At 57.4% G+C, this 22,844-nt stretch carries 15 protein-coding genes and 1 riboswitch; of the genes, 9 read left to right on the top strand and 6 right to left on the bottom strand.

Annotated features, from left to right (window positions below; genetic code table 11):
• Positions 1–9: 9 nt before the first annotated feature.
• The 3 genes from PU624_RS21270 to PU624_RS21280 all read left to right on the top strand — a co-directional run bounded on the left by PU624_RS21270 (position 10) and on the right by PU624_RS21280 (position 3,526).
• Positions 10–795, top strand: coding sequence for an ABC transporter permease (locus PU624_RS21270; RefSeq protein WP_283546531.1), 786 nt, complete (start codon positions 10–12; stop codon positions 793–795).
• A gap of 2 nt (positions 796–797) precedes the next feature.
• The gene (locus PU624_RS21275; RefSeq protein ID WP_283546532.1) at positions 798–1,790 is read left to right on the top strand and encodes an ABC transporter ATP-binding protein; all 993 of its coding nucleotides are present in this window, start codon (positions 798–800) and stop codon (positions 1,788–1,790) included.
• A gap of 110 nt (positions 1,791–1,900) precedes the next feature.
• A complete protein-coding gene (locus PU624_RS21280) occupies positions 1,901–3,526 on the top strand; it encodes a Na/Pi cotransporter family protein (RefSeq protein ID WP_283546533.1) in 1,626 nt (541 codons plus the stop codon).
• Between the two features lie 89 nt (positions 3,527–3,615).
• Here PU624_RS21280 and panS read toward each other — a convergent pair whose 3' ends face one another.
• Positions 3,616–4,533 (bottom strand): ketopantoate/pantoate/pantothenate transporter PanS, encoded by a 918-nt coding sequence (gene panS / locus PU624_RS21285; RefSeq protein WP_003855809.1) that lies wholly within the window; start codon positions 4,531–4,533, stop codon positions 3,616–3,618.
• A gap of 450 nt (positions 4,534–4,983) precedes the next feature.
• On the bottom strand, positions 4,984–6,336 hold the full coding sequence (gene lysC, locus PU624_RS21290; RefSeq protein WP_283546534.1) for a lysine-sensitive aspartokinase 3: 1,353 nt from the start codon (positions 6,334–6,336) through the stop codon (positions 4,984–4,986).
• A 113-nt stretch (positions 6,337–6,449) separates the two neighbouring features.
• A riboswitch (Lysine riboswitch) is annotated at positions 6,450–6,642 on the bottom strand.
• 391 nt (positions 6,643–7,033) lie between these two features.
• Here lysC and pgi point away from each other — a divergent pair.
• From pgi to PU624_RS21315, 5 genes are all read left to right on the top strand, one after another.
• Positions 7,034–8,680 carry a glucose-6-phosphate isomerase gene (gene pgi, locus PU624_RS21295; RefSeq protein WP_283546535.1) on the top strand — a complete coding sequence of 549 codons (1,647 nt, stop codon included), beginning with the start codon at positions 7,034–7,036 and terminating at the stop codon, positions 8,678–8,680.
• A 566-nt stretch (positions 8,681–9,246) separates the two neighbouring features.
• Positions 9,247–9,504 (top strand): exopolysaccharide production protein YjbE, encoded by a 258-nt coding sequence (gene yjbE, locus PU624_RS21300; RefSeq protein ID WP_283546536.1) that lies wholly within the window; start codon positions 9,247–9,249, stop codon positions 9,502–9,504.
• A gap of 195 nt (positions 9,505–9,699) precedes the next feature.
• Positions 9,700–10,347, top strand: coding sequence for a YjbF family lipoprotein (locus tag PU624_RS21305; RefSeq protein WP_283546537.1), 648 nt, complete (start codon positions 9,700–9,702; stop codon positions 10,345–10,347).
• Complete coding sequence (locus tag PU624_RS21310; RefSeq protein WP_283546538.1) at positions 10,344–11,087, top strand: capsule biosynthesis GfcC family protein; 744 nt, start codon at positions 10,344–10,346, stop codon at positions 11,085–11,087. Before PU624_RS21305 ends, PU624_RS21310 begins: the two co-directional genes overlap by 4 nt.
• Entirely contained in the window at positions 11,087–13,177 is a 2,091-nt protein-coding gene (locus tag PU624_RS21315) for a YjbH domain-containing protein (protein WP_283546539.1), read from the top strand. The genes PU624_RS21310 and PU624_RS21315 overlap by 1 nt, the downstream gene beginning before the upstream one ends.
• 30 nt (positions 13,178–13,207) lie before the next feature.
• Here the strand turns inward: PU624_RS21315 and metH are convergent, their stop codons facing one another.
• On the bottom strand, positions 13,208–16,843 hold the full coding sequence (gene metH / locus PU624_RS21320; RefSeq protein ID WP_502921585.1) for a methionine synthase: 3,636 nt from the start codon (positions 16,841–16,843) through the stop codon (positions 13,208–13,210).
• 242 nt (positions 16,844–17,085) lie between these two features.
• Between metH and iclR the strand changes: the two genes are divergently transcribed.
• On the top strand, positions 17,086–17,913 hold the full coding sequence (gene iclR, locus PU624_RS21325; RefSeq protein ID WP_090963637.1) for a glyoxylate bypass operon transcriptional repressor IclR: 828 nt from the start codon (positions 17,086–17,088) through the stop codon (positions 17,911–17,913).
• Here the strand turns inward: iclR and aceK are convergent.
• The 3 genes from aceK to aceB form a co-directional block, all read right to left on the bottom strand.
• Positions 17,888–19,636 carry a bifunctional isocitrate dehydrogenase kinase/phosphatase gene (aceK, locus tag PU624_RS21330; protein ID WP_283546540.1) on the bottom strand — a complete coding sequence of 583 codons (1,749 nt, stop codon included), beginning with the start codon at positions 19,634–19,636 and terminating at the stop codon, positions 17,888–17,890. The genes iclR and aceK overlap by 26 nt on opposite strands.
• 62 nt (positions 19,637–19,698) lie before the next feature.
• Entirely contained in the window at positions 19,699–21,000 is a 1,302-nt protein-coding gene (gene aceA / locus PU624_RS21335) for an isocitrate lyase (protein WP_283546541.1), read from the bottom strand.
• Between the two features lie 17 nt (positions 21,001–21,017).
• Positions 21,018–22,616 carry a malate synthase A gene (gene aceB, locus PU624_RS21340; protein WP_283546542.1) on the bottom strand — a complete coding sequence of 533 codons (1,599 nt, stop codon included), beginning with the start codon at positions 22,614–22,616 and terminating at the stop codon, positions 21,018–21,020.
• Positions 22,617–22,844 lie beyond the last annotated feature (228 nt).

A 22,844-nucleotide genomic window follows, 5' to 3' on the forward strand; every position in this document is an offset into this window, starting at 1 on the left:
GGAGCCGTCATGTCACGTGCTGAGCACCTCTATCACCGGATCATGGTCGGGTTACTCTTTACCCTGCTGGCGCTGCCGTTGCTGGCTACGCTGCTCTATGCGATCTCGTCCGACTGGAGCAACACCATTCTGCCGCAGGGTTACAGCCTGAAGTGGTTCATCCAGCTCTGGAGCGACCCGCGTTTTCTGACGGCGCTGGGCCATTCGCTGCTGATTTGCTTTGGTGCGCTGCTCTTCTCGCTGGTGCTGGTGCTGCCCGCCATGTTTGTAATCGCTTACTATTTCCCACGACTGGATTCAGTGATGAATATCCTGATCCTGATGCCCTTCGCCGTGCCGCCGGTGGTGTCATCGGTGGGATTACTCCAGCTCTACTCTTCGTCACCGCTGATGCTGACCGGCACGCCGTGGATCTTAATCGGCTGTTATTTCACCATCGCGCTGCCCTTTATCTACCGGGCGCTGGCAAATAATATGCAGGCGATCAACCTCAAAGAGCTGATCGATGCTGCACAGCTGCTGGGTGCCAGCACCTCGCAGGCGGCGCTGTGGGTGGTGCTGCCCAACCTGCGCAAAGGGATGCTGATTGCCGTGCTGCTCTCATTCTCCTTCCTGATTGGTGAGTTTGTCTTCGCTAACCTGCTGGTCGGCAATCGCTATGAAACCCTGCAGGTTTACCTCTTCAACATGCGTAACGGCAGCGGTCACTTCACCAGCGCGCTGGTGATCTCCTACTTCTTTGTGGTGCTGCTGGTCACCTGGCTGGCCAACGCCCTGAATCCCGAACGAGGCTGAATATGAGTTACCTTGAGGTCAGAGAGCTGAACAAGTCCTATGGACCGACGCCCATTTTCGAGCAGATTGATTTCAGCGCCGCTGAAGGAGAGTTCGTCACCCTGCTCGGCCCCAGCGGTTGCGGCAAATCGACGCTGCTGCGCTGTCTGGCGGGATTAACCGGCGTCGACAGCGGCGAAATCAGGCTGGAGGGCAAAGATATCGTGCCGCTGGCCCCGCAGAAGCGCGCCATCGGCATGGTGTTCCAGAGCTATGCGCTGTTTCCCAACATGACAGTGGAGAAGAACGTCGCGTTTGGCCTGAAAATGCAGAAACTGCCCGAAGCGCAGATTCGCCAGCGAGTGCTGGAGGTGCTGGAGCTGGTTGAACTCAGTGACTACGCGCGCCGTTATCCGCATCAGCTGTCAGGCGGGCAGTGTCAGCGCGTGGCGCTGGCGCGTTCGCTGGTGACGCGTCCGCGTCTGCTGCTGCTGGATGAGCCACTCTCGGCGCTGGATGCGCGTATCCGTCGCCATCTGCGCGATCAAATCCGCCGCATTCAGCGCGAGCTGAATCTCACTACCCTGTTCGTTACCCACGATCAGGAGGAGGCGCTGACGCTCTCCGACCGCATCGTGCTGATGAACCGGGGCAAAATTGTGCAGAATGGCGATGCCGAAGCGCTGTATACCCAGCCGGTCGATCTCTTTGCCGCCGGATTTATCGGCAACTACAACCTGCTCAGCGCTGAACAGGCGACGCGCCTGACCGGCCAGCCTTTCAACAGCCAGGTCGCCATTCGTCCGGAATCGATGCTGTTCACCGCACCGGGCCAGGGCATTCCTGCGGAAATCCTTAGTCACAGCCTGCTGGGCAACGTGATCCGCTATCGTATCCGGGCCCATGATGTGGAACTTTCGGTGGATGTACTTAACCGTTCGGCCGCGGATTTGCACCCCGCTGGCAGGAAGATTGGTCTACAATTAGAAATGTCGACTTTGCGCCAGGTTGCTTAAAACACAGGAAAAAATCACGCATCGCACGGCAATCCCCTTCACAGATTGCTCTCTCTGTCAGGCTGGCAGTCTGTGCTGCTTAAGGCCTGACAAACGAGGAGCGACACCACGTGTTAACCCTGCTTAATCTACTCTCTGCGGTGGCCCTGCTGGTCTGGGGCACGCATATCGTACGAACCGGCATCATGCGGGTCTATGGTGCCGATCTGCGCCGTGTCCTGAGCCGAAGCATTGAAAAAAAACCGATGGCGTTTCTGGCGGGCATAGGCGTAACCACGCTGGTCCAGAGCAGCAATGCCACGACGTTGCTGGTCACCTCTTTTGTGGCGCAGAATCTGGTCAGCCTGACGCCCGCGCTGGTGGTGATTCTGGGCGCGGATGTCGGTACCGCCATCATGGCGCGAATCCTGACCTTTGATCTCTCCTGGCTCTCCCCGCTGTTTATCTTCTTTGGCGTCGTCTTCTTCCTCAGCCGCAAGCAGACGCGTGCCGGTCAGTTAGGCCGCGCCAGCATCGGTCTGGGGCTGATCCTGCTGGCGCTGCAGCTGATTGTCGAAGCGGCCCGGCCCATTACCCAGGCCGCCGGTGTGCAGGTGCTCTTCTCCAGCCTGACCGGCGACGTGATGCTCGATGCGCTGCTGGGCGCGGTGTTCGCCATTATCAGTTACTCCAGCCTGGCTGCAGTGCTGATCACCGCGACACTCACCGCCACCGGGGTGATTTCGTTCAAGGTCGCGCTCTGTCTGGTGATTGGTGCCAACCTCGGAAGCGGCCTGCTGGCGATGATCAACGCCAGCGGCTCGAATGCCGCGGGCAAACGCGTGGCGCTCGGCAGCCTGCTGTTCAAGTTCATCGGCTGTGTACTGATCCTGCCGTTTGTGGATATTGTGGCGACCTGGCTCGATAAGCTGCCGGTCAACGATGAAGAGTTAGTGATTTTCTTCCATGTGTTTTACAACCTGATTCGCTGCGTGGCGATGGTGCCGTTTGCTGACCTGATGGCGCGCCTCTGCCGTCGGCTCATTGCCGACGATGTGGATAACGCGCTGCACCTTAAGCCGAAGCACCTCGATCGCAGCGCGCTGGACACTCCGGCGCTGGCGCTGGTGAATGCCGCCCGTGAAGCGCTGCGTATAGGTGACGTGCTGGAGCAGATGCTGGAAGCGTTTAACAAAGTGGTCCATGGCGAATCCCGCGAGGAGCGCACGGTGCGGCGGCTGGATGATGATGTCGATGTGCTCTATACCGCCATCAAACTCTATCTGGCGCGGATGCCAAAAGAGGATCTGCCCGAAGAGGATTCGCGTCGCTGGGGCGAGATCATTGAGATGTCGCTGAACCTGGAACAGGCCGGTGACATCATTGAGCGCATGAGCGGCGATGTGGCGGACAAATCGCTGGCAGCGGGCCGCGCGTTTTCTGCAGAGGGATTAAAGGAGCTGCAGGAGTTGCAGGAGCTGTTGATCGCCAACCTCAGAATGAGCCTGTCGGTGTTTCTGTCGCACGATGTCACCAGCGCCAAACGCCTGCGCCGCGCAAAACATCGCTTCCGCCTGATGATTCGTCGCTACTCTCATGCCCACGTTGATCGCCTGCATCAGCAGAACGTGCAGAGCATTGAAACCAGCTCGCTGCACCTCGGTTTACTTGGTGATATGAAGCGCCTGAATTCCCTGTTCTGCAGCGTGGCCTATACCGTGCTGGAACAGCCCGATGATGAGCGTGACTATGAATAAGGCGTGTGAATAGCCTGTTGCGCCGGCACGAAAAGCATCCGGCGCAGCAGCAGTAAGAAGCGGCGCATCGCAATAATGCGCCGCCACGGTTACTTCTTCTTAATCGGCTTGCCGGACCAGTATCCCGCCAGCAGTGAACCTGACAGGTTGTGCCACACCGAGAACAGCGCGCCTGGCAATGCCGCCAGCGGTGAGAAGTAGAGTTTGCCCAGCGTCGCCGCCAGACCGGAGTTCTGCATACCAACCTCCAGCGCCAGGGTGCGGCAGGTTGACTCATCGAAACCAAACAGCTTGCCGCCCCAGTAGCCGCCAAGCAGGCCAATCGCGTTATGCAGGATCACTGCCGCGATCACCATCAGACCCACGGATCCGATAAAGCCCTGACTACCCGCCACCACCGCGCTGATGATCAGCAGAATGCAGACCATCGAAAACGCAGGCAGCCACGGTTCCACCCGGCGAACCACACTGTTCATGCTGTGATGAATGATCAAGCCGAGGCTAATCGGGATCACGACGATCTTCACGATGCTCAGCAGCATGCCCACCACATCAACCTGAATGTGGGTATCAACATAGAAGCGGGTTAACAGCGGCGTGGCGAATACGCCCACCAGCGCGGAGACGGACGAGATCGTTACCGACAGCGCCACATCCCCTTTCGCCAGATAGATCATCACGTTGCTGGCGGTGCCACTGGCCACGCTGCCAACCAGAATCATACCGGCGGCCAGATCGGGCGGCATATGAAACAGTTTTGCCAGCCCCCAGGCAGCCAGCGGCATCACCAGATAGTGCAGAAAGGTGCCGGCAATCACCGGCGCGGGCCGGGTCAGCACCCGTTTAAAATCGTCGATATTCAGGGTCACACCCATGCCGAACATAATCAGCATCAGCAGATACGTGACCCAGGGTCCGATGCCAAGAAAGGTCCCCGGAGAGTAATACGCGGCGACAGATAACAGCACGGCCCAGAGCGGAAACAGGCGGGTTAACGTGGCGAGCATAGCCAGACTTCCTTATACGAATGTTATGTTTTATGCAGATTTGCCATAGAGCGTCGTCAGGCAGGAACGACTGCCGTGACGAGGGCAGAATCATAACATTTCATTATCATGACGTATGGCGAAGATGGACCGGGGAGGGAAAATGCGGATCGACTGCTACCGATCTGCGGGATATCGAAGAAATTACGCTGCTTTTTCCTCTAAACCGCGGTAGATCACACCACCCATCACGGCACCGATAACCGGCATCAACCAGAACATCGACCGCGGAGAGATCGCCTGGTCTTTTCATGATATTGGCTGCATCGGGGTGAAGGGATTAAGCAGCGGGATGATAGATCTGAGGAAAGAAGGTGCTAAGCAGGTACATGAAAGGTGTAGATCAGGGAGAGGTAACCCCTTTTTGCCACGCTTCAGGCCGCGCTGACGCGGCCTGAGTGGATGAGCAGCTTACTCAAACAGATTGCGATGCAGCGTACGGACCACGCTTTCCGCATCGTTGCCCGGCACCAGGAAGCAGAGATTGTAGCTACTGGCACCATAGCAAATCATCCGCAGGTTGAACGGGTCGAGGACACCAAACACCTCTTTGCCGACGCCGCACGCTTTTGACAGCTGGTTGCCGATAATCGCCACCAGCGCCAGATCTTCTTCCACTTCTACCCGGCACAGCGACGAGAGTTCAGTCAGCAACGCCTGGGTCAGCAGACTGGCGCTGGTTGAGGTTGAGCCGGTCGTGTCCAGAGTCAGCGCCACGCTCACTTCAGAGGTGGTGATCAGGTCAACCGAGACGTTGTGACGCGCCAGAATATTGAAAAGTTCGGCAAGGAAACCAAACGTATGCAGCATATTAAGGCTGTGCAGCGTTAACAGCGTCTGCTTACGGCGTAAAGCCAGCGCCCGGAACAGCGGCGGGTTGCGGGTTTCGTTGCAGACGCGGGTTCCGCCTGCTGCCGGATCCTTGCTGGAACCGACGAAGACCGGAATACCCCGGCGCACGGCGGGCAGCAGCGTCGCCGGATGCAGCACTTTGGCACCAAACGTCGCCATTTCGGCAGCTTCTTCAAAGGTGATTTCATCAATGCGCTTCGCCGTCGGCACCACGCGCGGATCGGTGGTATAGATGCCTGGCACATCTGTCCAGATATCCACACGCGCCGCATGCAGCGCTTCGCCCAGCAGCGCAGCGGTGTAATCACTGCCGCCACGGCCTAAGGTCGTGGTGCGCCCTTCGCTTTCACTGCCAATGAAACCCTGAGTAATGACCAGCGCCTGCTCAATGCGCGGCTGTAACTGCGCCGTCGCCTGCTCCGCCAGCACCTGGACATCCGGAACGGCCCGGCCAAAATGATCGTCGGTACGCATGACCTTGCGGACATCGAACCACTCCGCGTTAACCTGACGTTCACGCAGAATTTCCACAAACAGCAGTGATGACATCAGCTCGCCGTGGCTGACCAGTTCATCGGTCAGGGCATTCGAGGTGGCCAGTGAGGCGGCTTCGGAGAGCATGCTGATATTGTCGATCATGCGATCGATTTCATCGCGGATCACTTCCGGACGCTGCAGGCGATCAACAATGGCGTACTGGATACGGCGGATATCATCAAGCAGCACAGCGCGCTGAGGAGCCTGCTGGCCTTCAGCCAGCGCAACCAGCAGATTAGTAATGCCCGCCGAGGCGGAGAGCACCACCAGACGCGTGCTGGCATCCTGCAACACCACATCGGCGCTGCGGTTCATCGCTTCAAAATCGGCTACGCTGGTGCCGCCGAATTTTGCCACTATCAGTGTTTGAGACATGTAGAACCTCGTGTCAGGTTATCTTGTTCTCGCCGATGAAAGGGTCGAGAAACATTCTTTCAGCCAGGCACAAGGAAAGAGCAGAAACGGGCGGACAAGATCGGATAGACGAGTCACCCAGAAGCGCCCCACCTTGCGAAACGTCGACTGCAGACGTTTCTGGTGACAACCCAGAGGATTCAGCCCCTGTAGCCGACAGGCAGCACACCGCGTGCTGACCCACCTCGGCGTCGCTCCCCATGATGTGTTTTCACCGGATACGGTTCCTCCAACACACTGCCTGGGCGACGCGCCTCTTCTGGCTTACGCACAGGTGCGCAAGTAGGCGCATAGATCTAGCCTTTTCTGGACCTGCTGTCAATGTCAGCGATGGCCGGAGAGCCGCATCAGAAAACAAATTAACCCGCGCCGCAACGGCTACAGTGCTTAATGGGTTCAGCCCCGGCAATAATCCCTGACACGGCACAACGTTTTGCGCAGACTTTCGCGTCACACTTTGCCGCGCGTGGCCTCTTCGCCGCGTGAGCTGTCCGCGCCAGTGAATGCTGACGATAAACCGCAGCGAGGTGATCGCCTGCCCGCCGGGCACTGACAAAATTTTTCCTTTCAGTTACAACTGTGGTCATACTGAAACGCTAAACGGGCATGATGTGCCTCCGATGGAATGACGGTTCTTAATATCAACAAGAGTGTTGCCATGAAAAATATCAATCCGACACAAACCGCAGCCTGGAAAGCGCTGCAACAGCATTTTGAGCAGATGAAATCAGTAGAAATTGCCGATCTGTTCGCCCAGGATGCCGATCGTTTTGCCAAATTCTCTGCCACCTTTGATGATCAGATGCTGGTGGATTTCTCCAAAAACCGCATCACCCAGGAAACCCTCGATAAGTTACAGGCGCTGGCCAAAGAGACCGACCTCAGCGGTGCTATTAAGTCTATGTTCTCGGGTGAGAAGATTAACCGCACTGAAGATCGTGCGGTGCTGCACGTCGCGCTGCGTAACCGGAGTAACACACCGATTCTGGTGGATGGCAAAGATGTGATGCCTGAAGTCAACGCGGTGCTGGACAAGATGAAAGGCTTCTCCGAACGCATCATAAGCGGCGAATGGAAAGGCTATACCGGTAAAGCGATCACCGACGTGGTGAACATCGGTATCGGCGGCTCCGACCTCGGCCCGTTTATGGTGACTGAAGCGCTGCGCCCGTACAAAAACCATCTGAACATGCATTTCGTCTCCAACGTTGACGGCACCCACATTGCCGAAACGCTGAAAGATCTCAGCCCGGAAACCACCCTGTTCCTGGTCGCATCGAAAACCTTTACCACGCAGGAAACCATGACCAACGCCCATAGCGCGCGCGACTGGTTCCTGAAAACTGCAGGCGATCAGCAGCACGTAGCGAAACACTTTGCTGCGCTGTCGACCAACGCCAAAGCGGTGGGCGAATTCGGTATCGACACCAATAATATGTTCGAATTCTGGGACTGGGTTGGCGGCCGTTATTCACTGTGGTCAGCTATCGGCCTGTCGATCATTCTCTCGATTGGCTTCGAAAACTTTGAGCAGTTGCTGAGTGGCGCACATGCCATGGACCAGCACTTTGCAACCACCCCAGCTGAACAGAACCTGCCGGTGCTGCTGGCGCTGATTGGTATCTGGTACAACAATTTCTTTGGGGCTGAAACCGAAGCGATTCTGCCTTACGACCAGTACATGCACCGCTTTGCCGCCTATTTCCAGCAGGGAAACATGGAATCAAACGGCAAGTATGTGGATCGCACCGGTCATCCGGTGGACTACCAGACTGGCCCAATCATCTGGGGCGAACCTGGCACCAACGGTCAGCACGCGTTTTATCAGCTGATCCATCAGGGTACCAAGCTGGTTCCGTGTGACTTCATTGCCCCGGCGATTACCCATAACGCGCTCACCGATCACCATCCGAAGCTGCTTTCTAACTTCTTTGCCCAGACCGAAGCGCTGGCGTTTGGTAAGTCACGCGACGTTGTCGAGAAAGAGTTTACCGATGCCGGTAAATCTGCAGAGTCAGTGGCCCACATCGTGCCGTTCAAGGTGTTCGAAGGTAACCGCCCGACTAACTCCATCCTGCTGCGTGAGATTACCCCCTATAGCCTCGGGGCGCTGATTGCCCTGTACGAGCACAAAATCTTCACGCAGGGCGCTATCCTGAATATCTTCACCTTCGATCAGTGGGGTGTGGAATTAGGTAAGCAACTGGCGAATCGTATTCTGCCGGAACTGGAAAATGAGGACGAAATTACCACTCATGACAGTTCCACTAATGCCTTAATTAACCGCTATAAAGCCTGGCGTTAATCGGCATTCATTTTATCGGGCGGCAACGTTGCCGCCCTTTTTTTGTCTGTTTTAACGCCTCATTGGGTAATTTATCGATTAAGCGATAACCTCCGGCGCGGGAAAATTCTTAAAACACCCTAAGATAATTCTGAACATCGGCTCAGGAAACAGCGCGAAATACAGTTTAAAATGGATCTGAAAAACGGGCGTTTATAGTGTTAGCCGTTGATTTGTAATCCTATTTAATTTCAGCCTTCCTGAGTAAATTCTGATTATTCTTATTCCGTACCAGATATTAATAAAAAAGAACATTACGCTTTGCATTACCCTTAGCTGCAGCGAAATATAGGGTATCAGCCGGAAATACTCCGATATAAAAAGTAGTTATCCCCAATATCACTGATTAAATCACGTCATTGACCCGCCTTTTGCCCTGGTTTTTATGGCACTGAACTCTGATATTTTGTTGCCCTATAATGAACGCGCCCGCAATGGGACTGTCCGTCGCACTGGTCGCAGCCTGTCTGCATAGCCATTGTCGCCGGTCAGAGATCCTTCATTCACTCAATGCAGGAAACGTTGTTATGAAAAAAACTATGGTTGCCGGTGCAGCCTTGATCCTCGTTGCCGTCTCCTCAAGCGCATTTGCTGCGCCGCAGGAAGCAGGTGACGCAGGTACTGCAGCAGGCGCGCAGGCGGGAGCAATCTCTGCTGGCGCATCTACCGCTGTCGGTATCGGCGCACTTGGCGCGTTGGTCGGGCTCGGCATTGCCGCTTCTGGCGGTGGTGACGGTGCAAATACCGGTACAACAACCACAACCACAACGAGCACCACACGTTGATGGTTGCCCGATACGCGTCTGACTGCTGACTGGCAGCAAACGGGCAGAGGCTGAACCACTGACTTCAGTAAGTGATGACGCTGAGCTTCGTAAACTGTTTCTCTGCGGCCAGACGGGACGGGCAAAGCACCTTTAAACATAACCACACGCCTGTGTGGTTATTTTTACTTTGGCATGACTTATCAGGGACACACAGTGCGCCGACTTCCTCTGCTGCTCGCTTGCCTGCTGCTGCAGGCCTGTACACAAACGCAAAAAGGTCTTGAACAGACTTTGCTGCTCGCGGTTAACGGTCCGGATGACGTCACCGTCACCGATCAACAGGTCAACAATCTTCCTTATGCCAGTCTCTATGCTCGTCTGAATGAAGGTCCGCGCATTTTTGTGGTGCTGGGCTACAGCGAGAAGGGGCAGCAGAAATGGGTAACGCAGGATCAGGCGATGCTGGTGACACAGCATGGCCGTCTGGTGAAAACCCTGGGCTTACCCGATAACCTGCTGAGCGTCAGCAATCTGCAACAGGATCCGCTCGCTGACAGCCTGCATATCAGCAACGGTGCGAGCTGGACCCGCATCGTGCAGTGGACCGAGCAGGACAAGGTTCGCGGCGCGACCGTGCGTTCTACCTTCCAGCGTGGCACCGACGAAGTGCTGACCGTGGCGGGCAACCGCATTCCGTGCCGTGTCTGGCATGAGCAGGTGAGCATCGACAGCAGTAACCGCGAGTGGGAAAACACCTTCTGGATCGATAACAGCAGCGGCGATGTGGTGCAGGCCCATCAGATGCTGGCGGCCGATGCCTTCCCTGTCGATATCACTATTCTGAAGCCGGCGAAATCATGAAAAAAATCACTATTTTGCTGGCCGGGCTGAGCCTGTTCAGCGCCGCAGGGGCGCAGGCAGCTGCGCAGGTTACTGTCCATGCACCCCACAACGGCGGTCAGGCTGAGCTGAGTCAGGTCGCGGATCTCTCACAGCTGGTGACGCTGCCTCCGCTGCAGATCAACACGGACTGGCGCAGTACCTTTATTGCCGAGCGCGGTGCCACCGCAGTGGCACAGCAGCAATATCAGCAGACGCTGGGTGCGTTACGTGCCTGGCGTGCTGACAGCAGCGGCGATCGGGCGGCAGCGATTGATGAGGTGATCCGCCAGCTGAGCGCCATCAACGTTGCAGGTCGCCAGTTCACGTCGCTCGACCCGGACTGGATCCGCCTGCATCCGGCTGACAATCGTCGGCTGGAAGGCAGCTATGACCTCTATTTGCAGGCGCCATCCGATTCTGTGCTGCTGCTCGGCGCACTGAGTGGCGCAGGCAAAATGAGCTGGCAGCCGGGTAAATCAGTACGCGACTATCTGGACGGTCACGCGTCACTCTCCGGGGCAGAACGCAATTTTGTTACGGTGATTGCCCCTTCAGGCGCCACACAGCAGGTGCCGGTTGCCTACTGGAATCGCCGCCATGCGGAAGTGGAGCCAGGCAGCGTTATCTGGCTCGGCTTTTCGTCATGGAGCCTGCCAGGCAGCTATGAAGATCTGAACGATCGCATCCTTTCCGTACTGACTCACCGGATACCAGACTGATGAAAAAACGTTATCTCTTCAGCCTGTTGGCTGTTTCCGTGGCGGCCGCCTGTCAGGCGCAGGCTGACACGTTCCCCGCGCCGGTGGGTCCTTCACAATCCGATTTCGGTGGCGTGGGCCTGATGCAGGTGCCGACGGCGCGCATGTCCAGAGAGGGTGAATTCAGCCTCAACGCGCGCGACAACGATCAGTACCGCTATTACTCCGCGTCACTGCAGCTCTTCCCCTGGCTGGAGACCACCGTGCGTTATACCGACGTGCGGACCCGTCAGTACAGTGCGGTCTCAGAATTCAGCGGCACGCAGAGCTATAAAGATAAAGCCTTCGACCTGAAACTGCGTCTGTGGCAGGAAGGTTTCTGGCTGCCGGAAGTGTCGGTAGGAACCCGCGATCTCGGCGGTACCGGCCTGTTCGACAGCGAATATCTGGTCGGGACCAAAGCCTGGGGACCGTTCGACTTCACCCTGGGCATCGGCTGGGGCTATCTCGGCAACAGCGGCACGCTGAAGAACCCTTTCTGCTCCTATAGCGACAGCTATTGCCAGCGTCCGAAGGTGGGCGAAGCGGGTTCAATCAATGGTTCGCAGATGTTCCACGGTCCGACGGCGCTATTCGGCGGCGTGGAGTATCAGACGCCCTGGCAGCCGCTGCGCCTCAAGATGGAATATGAGGGCAACGACTACCAGAATGACTTTGCTGGCCGCCTTGATCAGCGCAGCAAACTCAACGTCGGCGCGATTTATCGTGTGACCGACTGGGCTGACATCAACGCCAGCTACGAACGCGGCAACACCTTTATGTTTGGTGTCACCATTCGTACTAACTTTAACGATCTGCGTCAGGCGCACATCGACAGCGAGAAGCCGGCCTATAATCCGCAGCCGCAGCCTCAGTTGCTGGAGCCGACGGTGGTGGGCTCTCAGCTGACCGATCTGAAATACAACGCCGGTCTCGACGGTCCGCATATTCAGACTCAGGGCCATACGCTGTATGTGTCAGGCGAGCAGACGAAGTATCGCGATACCCGTGAAGGCGTCGATCGCGCTAACCGCATCATCATGAACCACCTGCCTGACGGCATCGACACGATCAATGTGACCGAGTCGCGCTTTAACATGCCGCAGGTGACCACCGAGACGAAAGTCGCCAGCCTGCGTAACGATCTGGAAGGCTATCCGCTGGGCCATGAGCAGCCGCTGCAACAGACCCGCAAAGAACCGGTCGATCCGGGTACCACTGAGCAGGGGATGTTTATCCGCAAAGATCGCCTGAACTACAGCCTGTCACCGGTGCTGAATCAGTCCGTGGGCGGCCCGGAAAGCTTCTATATGTATCAGGTCGGCGTAATGGCCAGCGCTGATTACTGGCTGACGGATCACCTGCTGGTGGGCGGCAGTCTGTTTGGTAACCTCGCCAATAACTACGACAAGTTCAACTACAACGGCGCACCAGCGGACTCTTCGCTGCCACGCGTCCGTACCCATATCCGCGACTACGTTGAGAACAACGTCTACGTCAACGATCTGCAGGCGAACTATATGGGCCACCTCGGTAACGGCTTCTATGGTCAGGTCTACGGTGGTTATCTGGAGACGATGTATGGCGGCGTGGGCGGCGAGTTGCTCTATCGTCCGGTCGATGCGAACTGGGCGGTGGGCGTTGATGCCAACTATGTCCGTCAGCGTGACTGGGACAACATGATGCAGTTTAACCGCTATAAAGCGACCACCGGCAACCTGACGGGTTACTGGCGTCCGTGGTTCATGCAGGATGTGCTGGTGAAAACCAGCGTCGGTCAGTATCTGGCGAAAGATAAAGGCGTAACGGTCGATGTGTCGAAGCGCTTCGACAGCGGCGTGATGGTCGGTGTTTATGCCACCAAAACCAACGTGTCGTCTGAAGAGTATGGCGAAGGCGACTTCACCAAAGGCTTCTATATCTCTATCCCGATGGATCTGTTCACCGTGACGCCAACGCGCGGTCGCGCGCAGGTGAACTGGGTGCCGCTGACGCGTGATGGCGGTCAGATGCTGGGTCGTAAGTACCAGCTGTACGACCTGACGTCGGATCGCGACGCGCGCTTCAACTAAGCAGAGGCGGCCTCCGGGCCGCTTTTTTATTTAATCCGCATCGTAGCCGAGATTCGGTGCCAGCCAGCGCTCCACCTCAGTCACCGACATCCCTTTGCGTGCCGCATAATCTTCCACCTGATCACGCTGAATCTGCGCCACGGCGAAATAACGGCTGTCAGGATGGCTGAAGTACCAGCCAGACACCGCCGCACCTGGCCACATCGCAAAGGACTCGGTGAGTTTCATGCCGGTCTGCTCTTCCACTGCCAGCAGACGCCAGATAGCGGCTTTTTCAGTATGCTCCGGGCAGGCCGGATAGCCTGGCGCCGGACGTATTCCCTGATAATTTTCCCGAATCAGCTCTTCATTGCTCAGATTTTCGTTGGGCGCAAAGCCCCAGATCACCTTACGCACCCGCTCGTGCAGGTATTCGGCAAAGGCTTCTGCCAGACGGTCAGCCAGCGCTTTCACCATGATCTTGTTGTAGTCATCGTGCTGACGATCGTACGCCTCCGCCAGCGCATCCTCCTCCAGTCCGCCTGTCACCGCGAACGCGCCGAGATAATCCGCTTTTCCGGAGGTTTTTGGTGCGACAAAATCCGCCAGACAGTAGTTAGCGAAGTCGGTCTTTTCTGTCTGCTGACGTAAGTGATGACTCACACACAAAACCTCATCGCGCCGCTCATCACTGTAGATATGGATATCATCACCGACCCGGTTAGCCGGGAAAATACCGACCACCCCACGCGGCTTCAGCAGCGACGCCTCACTTAATCTGTCGAGCATCACATTGGCATCGGCAAACAGACGCTGTGCCTCTTCACCGACCACTTCATCTTCCAGAATGCGGGGATATTTACCCGCCAGCGACCAGGTCATAAAGAACGGCGTCCAGTCGATGTAGTGGCGCAGCGTCGCAATGCTGGCCTCCACCTGACTGACACCAGGGCGATGCGGCACAGGCGGCGTGTAGCTCTCCCAGTCAATTGAGGTGGCGTTATCGCGCGCCACCTGGAGCGGGACCGGCGGCGTGCGCGGCTTTTTACGCGCATGCTGGATGCGCACGGTTTCGTACTCTTTGCGCGTCCGGGCGACGAAATCCTCTTTTAACGTGGCGGAGAGCAGCGACGACACCACACCGACGGTGCGTGAGGCGTTCTGCACGTAGATCGTCGGGCCGCTGTAGTGCTGCTCAATTTTGACGGCGGTATGCGCTTTCGAGGTGGTCGCGCCGCCAATCAGCAGCGGTAAGGTAAAGCCCTGCCGCTCCATCTCTTTCGCCATATTGACCATCTCATCCAGCGACGGCGTAATCAGGCCTGACAGGCCGATGATGTCCGCCTTCACTTCGCGCGCCGTTTTGAGGATTTTCTCGCCCGGCACCATCACGCCGAGATCGATAATTTCGTAGTTATTACACTGCAGCACCACGCCGACGATATTCTTGCCGATGTCATGCACGTCGCCTTTGACCGTGGCCAGCACGATTTTACCGTTGCTGCGCCCCGCCTCTTTGCTCGCTTCGATAAAGGGCTCCAGATATGCCACCGCCTGCTTCATCACGCGCGCCGATTTCACCACCTGCGGCAGGAACATTTTGCCCTCGCCGAACAGGTCGCCTACCACGTTCATGCCGGACATCAGCGGGCCTTCAATCACCTCTATCGGACGTGGCACCTGCTGGCGCGCCTCTTCGGTATCCTGCTCGATAAACTCTGTGATGCCTTTGACCAGCGAATACTCCAGCCGCTTCACCACGTCCCAGCTGCGCCATTCGGCGAGCTGCTTTTCCTGCGCGCCATCGCTTTTGCCGCCACGGTATTTCTCCGCCAGCGCCAGCAGCCGCTCGGTGCCATCATCCCGGCGGTTAAGAATCACATCCTCTACCGCGTCGCGCAGTTCTGCCGGCAGATCGTCATAGATGGCCAGCTGGCCTGCGTTGACGATGCCCATATCCATGCCGTTTCGGATGGCGTAGTAGAGGAACACCGCGTGTATCGCTTCCCGCACCGGGTCGTTGCCACGGAAGGAAAACGAGACGTTGGAGACGCCGCCGGAGATCATCGCATGGGGCAGTTCACGTTTGATGTCTTCACAGGCACCGATGAAATCCATGGCGTAGTTGTTGTGCTCGTCAATGCCGGTGGCGACCGCAAAGATGTTGGGGTCGAAGATGATATCTTCCGGCGGGAAACCGACCTGTTCGGTCAGAATCTGGTAAGCGCGGCGGCAGATCTCAATTTTACGGGCGCGCGTATCCGCCTGACCTGCTTCATCAAACGCCATGACCACCATTGCCGCGCCGTAACGCCGGACCTGGCGCGCATGGTGGATAAAGGCCGCTTCACCCTCTTTCATCGAAATTGAGTTCACGATCCCTTTGCCCTGAATGCACTGTAACCCTTTCTCAATCACCTCCCATTTCGAGGAGTCGATCATGATCGGTACGCGGGCGATATCGGGTTCGCCCGCAATCAGATTCAGAAAGCGCACCATCGCCGCTTCGGCGTCGAGCATCCCTTCATCCATGTTGATGTCGATGATCTGCGCGCCGCTCTGCACCTGCTGCAGCGCCACTTCCAGCGCTTCGTTGTACTTCTCTTCTTTAATCAGCCGCTTAAATTTTGCTGAGCCGGTCACGTTGGTGCGCTCACCGACGTTAACAAACAGTGACTCTGCGGTGATGTTCAGCGGCTCCAGGCCGGAGAGGCGACAGGCCACCGGAATTACCGGCAAGGGACGCGGTGCGATGCCTTCAACCGCCGCGACCATGGCCGCAATATGTTGCGGCGTGGTGCCACAGCAGCCGCCAATAATGTTCAGGAAGCCCGAGGTAGCCCATTCACCAATCTGCTCCGCCATCAGCTCTGCATCGAGATCGTATTCACCAAAGGCATTGGGCAGACCGGCATTAGGATGGGCAGTCACGTAGCCTTCGGCGATGCGCGACAGCTCCGCCACATACTGACGCAGCTCATCCGGTCCCAGCGCGCAGTTCAGGCCAAAAGAGAGCGGTTCGGCGTGACGCAGGGAGTTGTAAAAGGCTTCGGTGGTCTGGCCGGAGAGCGTCCGGCCGGAGGCGTCGGTGATGGTGCCGGAGATCATCAGCGGCAGTTTCACACCCAGCGCTTCCATCTCGGTCTGCACCGCGTAGATGGCCGCTTTGGCATTCAGCGTATCGAACACCGTTTCGATCATGATGAGGTCGGACCCGCCCTCCATCAGCGCGCGGGTCGATTCACGGTAGGCTTCCACCAGCTGATTAAAGGTGACGTTTCGGTAGGCGGGATCGTTGACGTCGGGTGAGATCGAGCAGGTGCGGTTGGTCGGGCCGAGCACACCCGCGACGTAACGCGGACGATCCGGCGTTTTCGCCGTCCACGCATCGGCGCAGGCACGCGCCAGTCGGGCCGCTTCGAAATTGATCTCCGCCGATAAACGTTCCATCTGGTAATCCGCCATCGCAATCGACGTGGCGTTGAAGGTGTTGGTTTCCAGGATATCCGCACCGGCGGCCAGATAGGCATCGTGGATCTCGCGGATCACCTCAGGTTTACTCAGCACCAGAAGATCGTTGTTGCCTTTGAGATCGCAGGGCCAGTCAGCAAAACGGCTGCCGCGATAATCCTCTTCCTCCAGCCGGTAGCTCTGGATCATGGTGCCCATGCCACCATCCAACACCATAATGCGTCGTGCGAGCTGCTGATGTAGCGCGTCGATTTTATTGCTCACTGTTGCCCCATTCACGTCAGTCTGCTGGCGGAAAAGCCTGTTTTTCATTCTGGCACAAGCTTGTCAGGCGACAAAGTGACCTCGTCGGAGAGATTTTCAGGTCACTGCCTCACAGGTCTGACCAGAAAACCAGCGTTTGCAAACTGCGCGATTAAAACGAAAATGATTTCCACAATGTAAAAGGAGAAAAAACGATGGCAACGCCCGTTCCCGTTAAGCGCGGCAAGAAACCCCGCGGTACCCCTGTTGCCGCGCCTGCGGGTGGTCAGGTCCAGTCACTGACGCGCGGCCTGACGCTGCTGGAGCTGATTGCTGATTCACATGGCAGCGTGGCGCTGACCGAGCTGGCGCAGCAGGCGGGATTGCCTAACTCCACCACGCATCGTCTGCTCAGCACCATGCAGCAGCAGGGTTTTGTCCGCCAGGTCGGCGATCTCGGGCTGTGGACAATCGGCGCACACGCCTTTGTAGTGGGCAGCAGTTTCCTGCAAAGCCGTAATCTGCTGGCGCTGGTTCACCCGGTGTTGCGCAGCCTGATGGAGCAGTCCGGTGAGACGGTGAATCTGGCGGTGCTGGATCTCAGTGATTACCAGGCGGTGATCATTGATCAGGTGCAATGTACCCAGCTGATGCGGATGTCCGCGCCGATTGGCGGCAAGCTGCCGATGCATGCGTCAGGCGCAGGCAAAGCGTTTCTGGCGCATCTGGGTGATGAACAGGTCACCGCCCTGCTGCATCAGAAAGGATTGCACTACTACACGCCGAAAACCCTGATGTCGCCGCAAAGCCTGAAAGAGAATCTGGCGCAGGTGCGCAAAGCGGGCTTTTCGCTGGATGATGAAGAGCATGCCCTCGGACTGCGCTGTGTCGCCGCACCCATCTATGATGAACATGGCGAAGCGTTTGCCGCGCTCTCCATCTCCGGCCCCATCGCCCGCATGACGGACGATCGCATTACAGAGTTAGGTGCGCTGGTCATCCGGGAAGCGCGTCAGGTTACGCTGGCGTACAGCGGTCGTTAACGGTATCTGCCGCGTAGCAGACGCTGAAACGCTGCGTCTGCCGCCAGGCGATTACCTCTTCCACATGCCCCTGGGCGATGCGCTGCTGCTGCGCGCGCCACCAGCGGGCGTCGAATATCTCCGGATGCAGTTGCAGCAGCAAGGCGCCGGTCGCGGCTTCACTGCATAACGCATAGCGGAAGGTTTCCGGGAAGACATCGTCCGGCCCGACGCTGTACCACGGTTCGGCGCTGAGTTCATCTTCCTCATAGCGCGCCGCGGGCACCTCCCGGAAGTTCAGCTCCTGCATCGGGCGAATCTCATCGTAATCGTAAAAAATCACCCGGCCATGGCGGGTTATCCCGAAGTTTTTAAACAGCATATCGCCCGGAAAGATATTGGCGGCCGCCAGCTGCCGGATGGCGTTACCATACTCCTCAATCGCATGACGTCGCTCTGCCGCACTGGCCTGCGCCAGGTAGATATTAAGCGGCTGCATCCGGCGCTCCAGCCACAGATGACGAATGATCAGGCGATCGCCATCGATACAGAGCTTCTCTGCCACGCAGGCGTGAAGTTCCGTCAGCAGGGCCGGTGAGATGCGCGACAGCGGCAGCGCAAACTGCTCGAACTCCTGCGTATCCGCCATCCGTCCCACGCGATCGTGTTCTTTGACCTGCTGATAACAGGCGCGGACCTGCGCTTCCGTTACCTCTTTTTGCGGCGCGAAGCGATCTTTGATGACCTTGAACACCCAGTCAAAGCCCGGCAGCGTAAACACCAGCATCACCATGCCGCGCACGCCGGGCGCGATCTCAAAAGCGGTATCACTCTCTGCTAGCGCATGAAGATATTCGCGATAGCTTTCGGTTTTACCGTGCTTCTGGCAGCCAATCGCCATGTAGCGTTCCGCCAGGGTTTTGCCGGGCAGAATCGGTTGCAGCCAGGCAACCAGCGCCGCAGGCACCGGGGCATAAACCATGAAATAGGCGCGGGCAAAACCAAACACAATGCTGGCGTCATTCACATCGGTCAGGCAGGTGTCGATCCACAGTTCGCCGGCTTCCGTGCGCTGAATCGGCAGCAGACAGGGAAAAATGCCCTCCGGCAGATGCAGGCGCGCCACCAGCCAGGCGGTTTTGTTGCGATAGAAGAGTTCACTATTGACCTCAAGCCAGCCCTGGTCCAGCCCGGGGAAATGCGATGCCAGGTGGCGGACAATCCAGCCGACATCGCGCGCGCGGTGCTGCCACGGCAGCGTCAGAGGCAAATCCCCCAGCACCTGATCCACCAATGCCCGCCAGCCCCGCTCCGGCTGATAACGACGTGATAAGGGCCGCAAAGGTGTGACCGGTGCGGTCAGGGACTGAGAGCTGAAGATGAACAGCCGGTCCGGCTGCAGGTCGGCATGTCCATGTAACCGGCAGTAGACGGAGTTAAAGAAGCTTTCGGCAATCTCATGCCGTGGATAGCCGGGCAGCAGGCTTTGGTAGTGATCCTTGACCCGCAACCAGAAAATCTCATCCCAGCTGGCCGCGCCGTTCAGCACCCGCAGCTGATCGGCGACCAGGCTGACGTGATGATCATAGAGATGGATACGGGCCTTCATGGCGTGCTGCACCGCCTGCCATTCGGCCTGCTCAAACCGCTGTTGCGCCCCGGCAGTAATATCCAGAAAGCGGCCATACTGAGCATCAAAGCCCTGCAGAATAGTGTGGGCGATCAGGGATTCACGTGGCGGCATAGTCAGCTCCGGTCAATGCCCGCCCGCGTGGTGCGGGCGGGGAATCCGTCAGAGGAGAAGCGTCAGAACTGATGCTCTTCGGTCGAACCGGTGAGCGCAGTAACCGAAGACTTACCGCCCTGAATGATGTTGGTCACCTGATCGAAATAGCCGGTGCCGACTTCCTGCTGATGTGACGAGAAGCTGTAACCACGATCGCGGGCAGCGAACTCAGGCTGCTGAACCTTTTCCACGTAGTGACGCATGCCTTCGCCCTGAGCATAAGCATGGGCCAGATCGAACATGTTGAACCACATGCTGTGGATGCCGGCCAGCGTGATGAACTGGAAGCGATAGCCCATGTCGCTGAGCGACTGCTGAAACTTCGCGATAGTGCGATCGTCGAGGTTCTTCTTCCAGTTGAAGGAGGGCGAACAGTTGTAGGCCAGCAGCTTGCCGGGGAAGCGTGCATGAATGGCGTCGGCAAAGCGCTGCGCCATCGCCAGATCCGGCGTCGAGGTTTCACACCACAGGATGTCAGCATAAGGGGCATAGGCCAGCCCGCGACTGATTGCCTGTTCAATACCGGCATGGGTGCGGAAGAAGCCTTCTGCTGTCCGGTCGCCACGGATAAAGGGACGATCGTATTCATCGCAGTCTGAGGTAATCAGGTCAGCGGCGTCGGCATCGGTTCGGGCCAGCAGCACCGTTGGCACACCCATGACATCCGCAGCCAGCCGCGCCGCGACCAGTTTCTGAATCGCTTCCTGAGTCGGCACCAGCACTTTTCCGCCCATGTGACCGCATTTTTTTACCGCCGCCAGCTGATCTTCGAAGTGGACCGCAGCCGCGCCCGCCTGAATCATCGCCTTCATCAGCTCATACGCATTGAGCACGCCGCCAAAACCCGCTTCCGCATCGGCAACAATCGGCAGGAAAAAATCGGTGTACCGGCTATCGCCCGCTTCAATGCCGCTGGACCACTGAATCTGGTCGGCCCGCTGGAAGGTCTGATTAATGCGGGTCACCACTTCCGGCACCGAGTTCACCGGGTAGAGCGACTGATCGGGATACATCTGCCCTGCCACGTTGGCATCCGCCGCGACCTGCCAGCCAGAAAGGTAGATCGCTTCGATGCCCGCCTTAGCCTGCTGCAGGGCCTGCCCGCCGCTGAGTGCACCCAGACTGTTGATGTACCCTTTCTTCGCCTCGCCGTTCAGCAGCGCCCATAATTTTTCCGCACCACGCTCTGCCAGCGTACAGGCGGGCAGGACCGAGCCGCGCAGATTGACGACCTCTGCTGCGCTGTAAGGACGGGTAATGCCCTCCCAGCGTGCGGTCTGCCAGAATTGTTCCAGTTGATCTGTCTGTTGAGTACGTGTCATGGCAATAGCTCCTCTGTTCAGGGGATCAGGCGGTAGCCTGGCAGGGTAAGAAAGGAAACCAGCTCGCGTTCGGTGGTGATCTGCGCCATCAGCTGTGCCGCGTCGTCATAGCGACCGGCGCTGAATTGGGCTTCGCCCAGCGCGTTTTGCAGCAGATGCAGCTCTTCGTTCAGCCAGCGCAGAAACAGTTCGGCCGTGACCTGCTGGCCGCTGTTCAGCACCTGATGATGACGAATCCATTGCCAGATTGAGGTGCGTGCAATCTCTGCGGTGGCGGCATCCTCCATCAGCCCGTCAATCGGCACACAGCCGTTACCGCTGATCCAGGCCTCAAGGTATTGCAGCGCGACGCGGATGTTGGCGCGCATTCCCGCTTCGGTCCGCTCACCCTGACAGGGTGCGAGTAACTGCTCCGCCGTGATTGGGGCATCCTCTTCCCGCATGACATGCAGCTGATTGGGTCGGTTACCCAGCGCGGCATTGAAGACCGCCATTGCGGTGTCCGCCAGGCCCGGATGCGCAATCCAGGTGCCGTCATGCCCGTTGCCCGCCTCCCGCTGCTTATCTTCCGTCACGCGCTGCAGTACCCAGGCATTGCGCGTCGGATCTTTAGCCGGGATCAGGGCTGACATTCCGCCCATCGCGAATGCTCCCCGGCGATGACAGGTTTTAATCAGCAGGCGCGAGTAAGCCTCCAGGAACGGCTGAGACATGGTGACAGACTGGCGATCCGGCAGAACGCGATCCGGATGCTGTTTCAGGGTTTTGATGTAGCTGAAGATGTAATCCCAGCGGCCGCAGTTGAGACCGACAATGTGATCGCGCAGATTCCACAGGATCTCATCCATCTGAAACACGGCGGGTAACGTTTCAATCAGGACGGTGGCCTTGATCGTACCGCGTGGCAGATCGAATTGATCCTCGCTGAAACTGAAGATCTCACGCCACCAGGCGATCTCCTGCCAGCTCTCTGTTTTCGGCAGATAGAAGTAAGGCCCGCTGCCTTTGGCCAGTAAGGGCCGGACGTTGTGGAAGAAATAGAGCGCGAAATCAAACAGTCCGCCCGGAATCGCCTCACCCTGGCAGCTGACATGTTTTTCTGACAGATGCAGGCCGCGAACCCGGCACATCAGCACCGCGGGGTTCGCGCCGAGCTGATAAATTTTCCCCTTGTCGCTGGTGTAACTGAGGGTGCCCTGCACCGCCTCACGCAGTGTCAACTGCCCTTCCATCAGCTTTGACCACTCCGGTGACAGCGAATCCTCAAAGTCGGCCATAAAGACTTTTACGTTTGCGTTCAGGGCATTAATAACCATTTTTCGATCGGGCGGGCCGGTGATCTCGACCCGACGATCTTCTAAGTCTGCCGGAATGGATTGAATACGCCATTCGCTGGCTCTTATGGAAGCCGTTTCCATATCGAAGTCTGGCAGATAGCCCTGGTCATATTGCTGCTGACGCTGCTGGCGAGCGGATAACAGCACTTCACGTTGCGGTGCAAAGCGCGCAACCAGAGCTTCTAAAAAAGAAACCGCCTCGGGCGTTAACAGCTGCTGTTCGGCATGGCTAAAGGGCTGGCTGAAATTCAGAGTAGGGCTGATCACTGAGTCTGTCATGCTGGCGTTCTCCTGTATTCAAAGGATCGAATGCAGCGGATCCACACGGTGTTTGTTTTGTGAGCTACAGGATCAGAGCATAAGCATTTATTTTTCTAAATCAAAAACTATTTCCATTTTTATAATTTAGTGAAACTATCCCGTTGTTTTATTTATATTTAAAGTTTTATTTATTAAAGGAACGGATTTCATTCCTGTTTTTCAGGCGAAAAAAAACCGTGTTGCCAT

The sequence above is a fragment of the Pantoea sp. Lij88 genome (assembly GCF_030062155.1).
In the GTDB taxonomy this organism is placed as follows: domain Bacteria; phylum Pseudomonadota; class Gammaproteobacteria; order Enterobacterales; family Enterobacteriaceae; genus Pantoea.

What these genes read in the sequence shown, in the direction of transcription:
- PU624_RS21270 (WP_283546531.1), top strand. Translation starts at nt 10, where the DNA reads ATGTCACGTGCTGAGCACCTCTATCACCGGATCATGGTCGGGTTACTC.
- PU624_RS21275 (WP_283546532.1), top strand. Translation starts at nt 798, where the DNA reads ATGAGTTACCTTGAGGTCAGAGAGCTGAACAAGTCCTATGGACCGACG.
- panS (WP_003855809.1), bottom strand. Translation starts at nt 4,533, where the DNA reads ATGCTCGCCACGTTAACCCGCCTGTTTCCGCTCTGGGCCGTGCTGTTA.
- lysC (WP_283546534.1), bottom strand. Translation starts at nt 6,336, where the DNA reads ATGTCTCAAACACTGATAGTGGCAAAATTCGGCGGCACCAGCGTAGCC.
- pgi (WP_283546535.1), top strand. Translation starts at nt 7,034, where the DNA reads ATGAAAAATATCAATCCGACACAAACCGCAGCCTGGAAAGCGCTGCAA.
- yjbE (WP_283546536.1), top strand. Translation starts at nt 9,247, where the DNA reads ATGAAAAAAACTATGGTTGCCGGTGCAGCCTTGATCCTCGTTGCCGTC.
- PU624_RS21310 (WP_283546538.1), top strand. Translation starts at nt 10,344, where the DNA reads ATGAAAAAAATCACTATTTTGCTGGCCGGGCTGAGCCTGTTCAGCGCC.
- PU624_RS21315 (WP_283546539.1), top strand. Translation starts at nt 11,087, where the DNA reads ATGAAAAAACGTTATCTCTTCAGCCTGTTGGCTGTTTCCGTGGCGGCC.
- metH (WP_502921585.1), bottom strand. Translation starts at nt 16,843, where the DNA reads ATGGTGTTGGATGGTGGCATGGGCACCATGATCCAGAGCTACCGGCTG.
- iclR (WP_090963637.1), top strand. Translation starts at nt 17,086, where the DNA reads ATGGCAACGCCCGTTCCCGTTAAGCGCGGCAAGAAACCCCGCGGTACC.
- aceK (WP_283546540.1), bottom strand. Translation starts at nt 19,636, where the DNA reads ATGCCGCCACGTGAATCCCTGATCGCCCACACTATTCTGCAGGGCTTT.
- aceA (WP_283546541.1), bottom strand. Translation starts at nt 21,000, where the DNA reads ATGACACGTACTCAACAGACAGATCAACTGGAACAATTCTGGCAGACC.
- aceB (WP_283546542.1), bottom strand. Translation starts at nt 22,616, where the DNA reads ATGACAGACTCAGTGATCAGCCCTACTCTGAATTTCAGCCAGCCCTTT.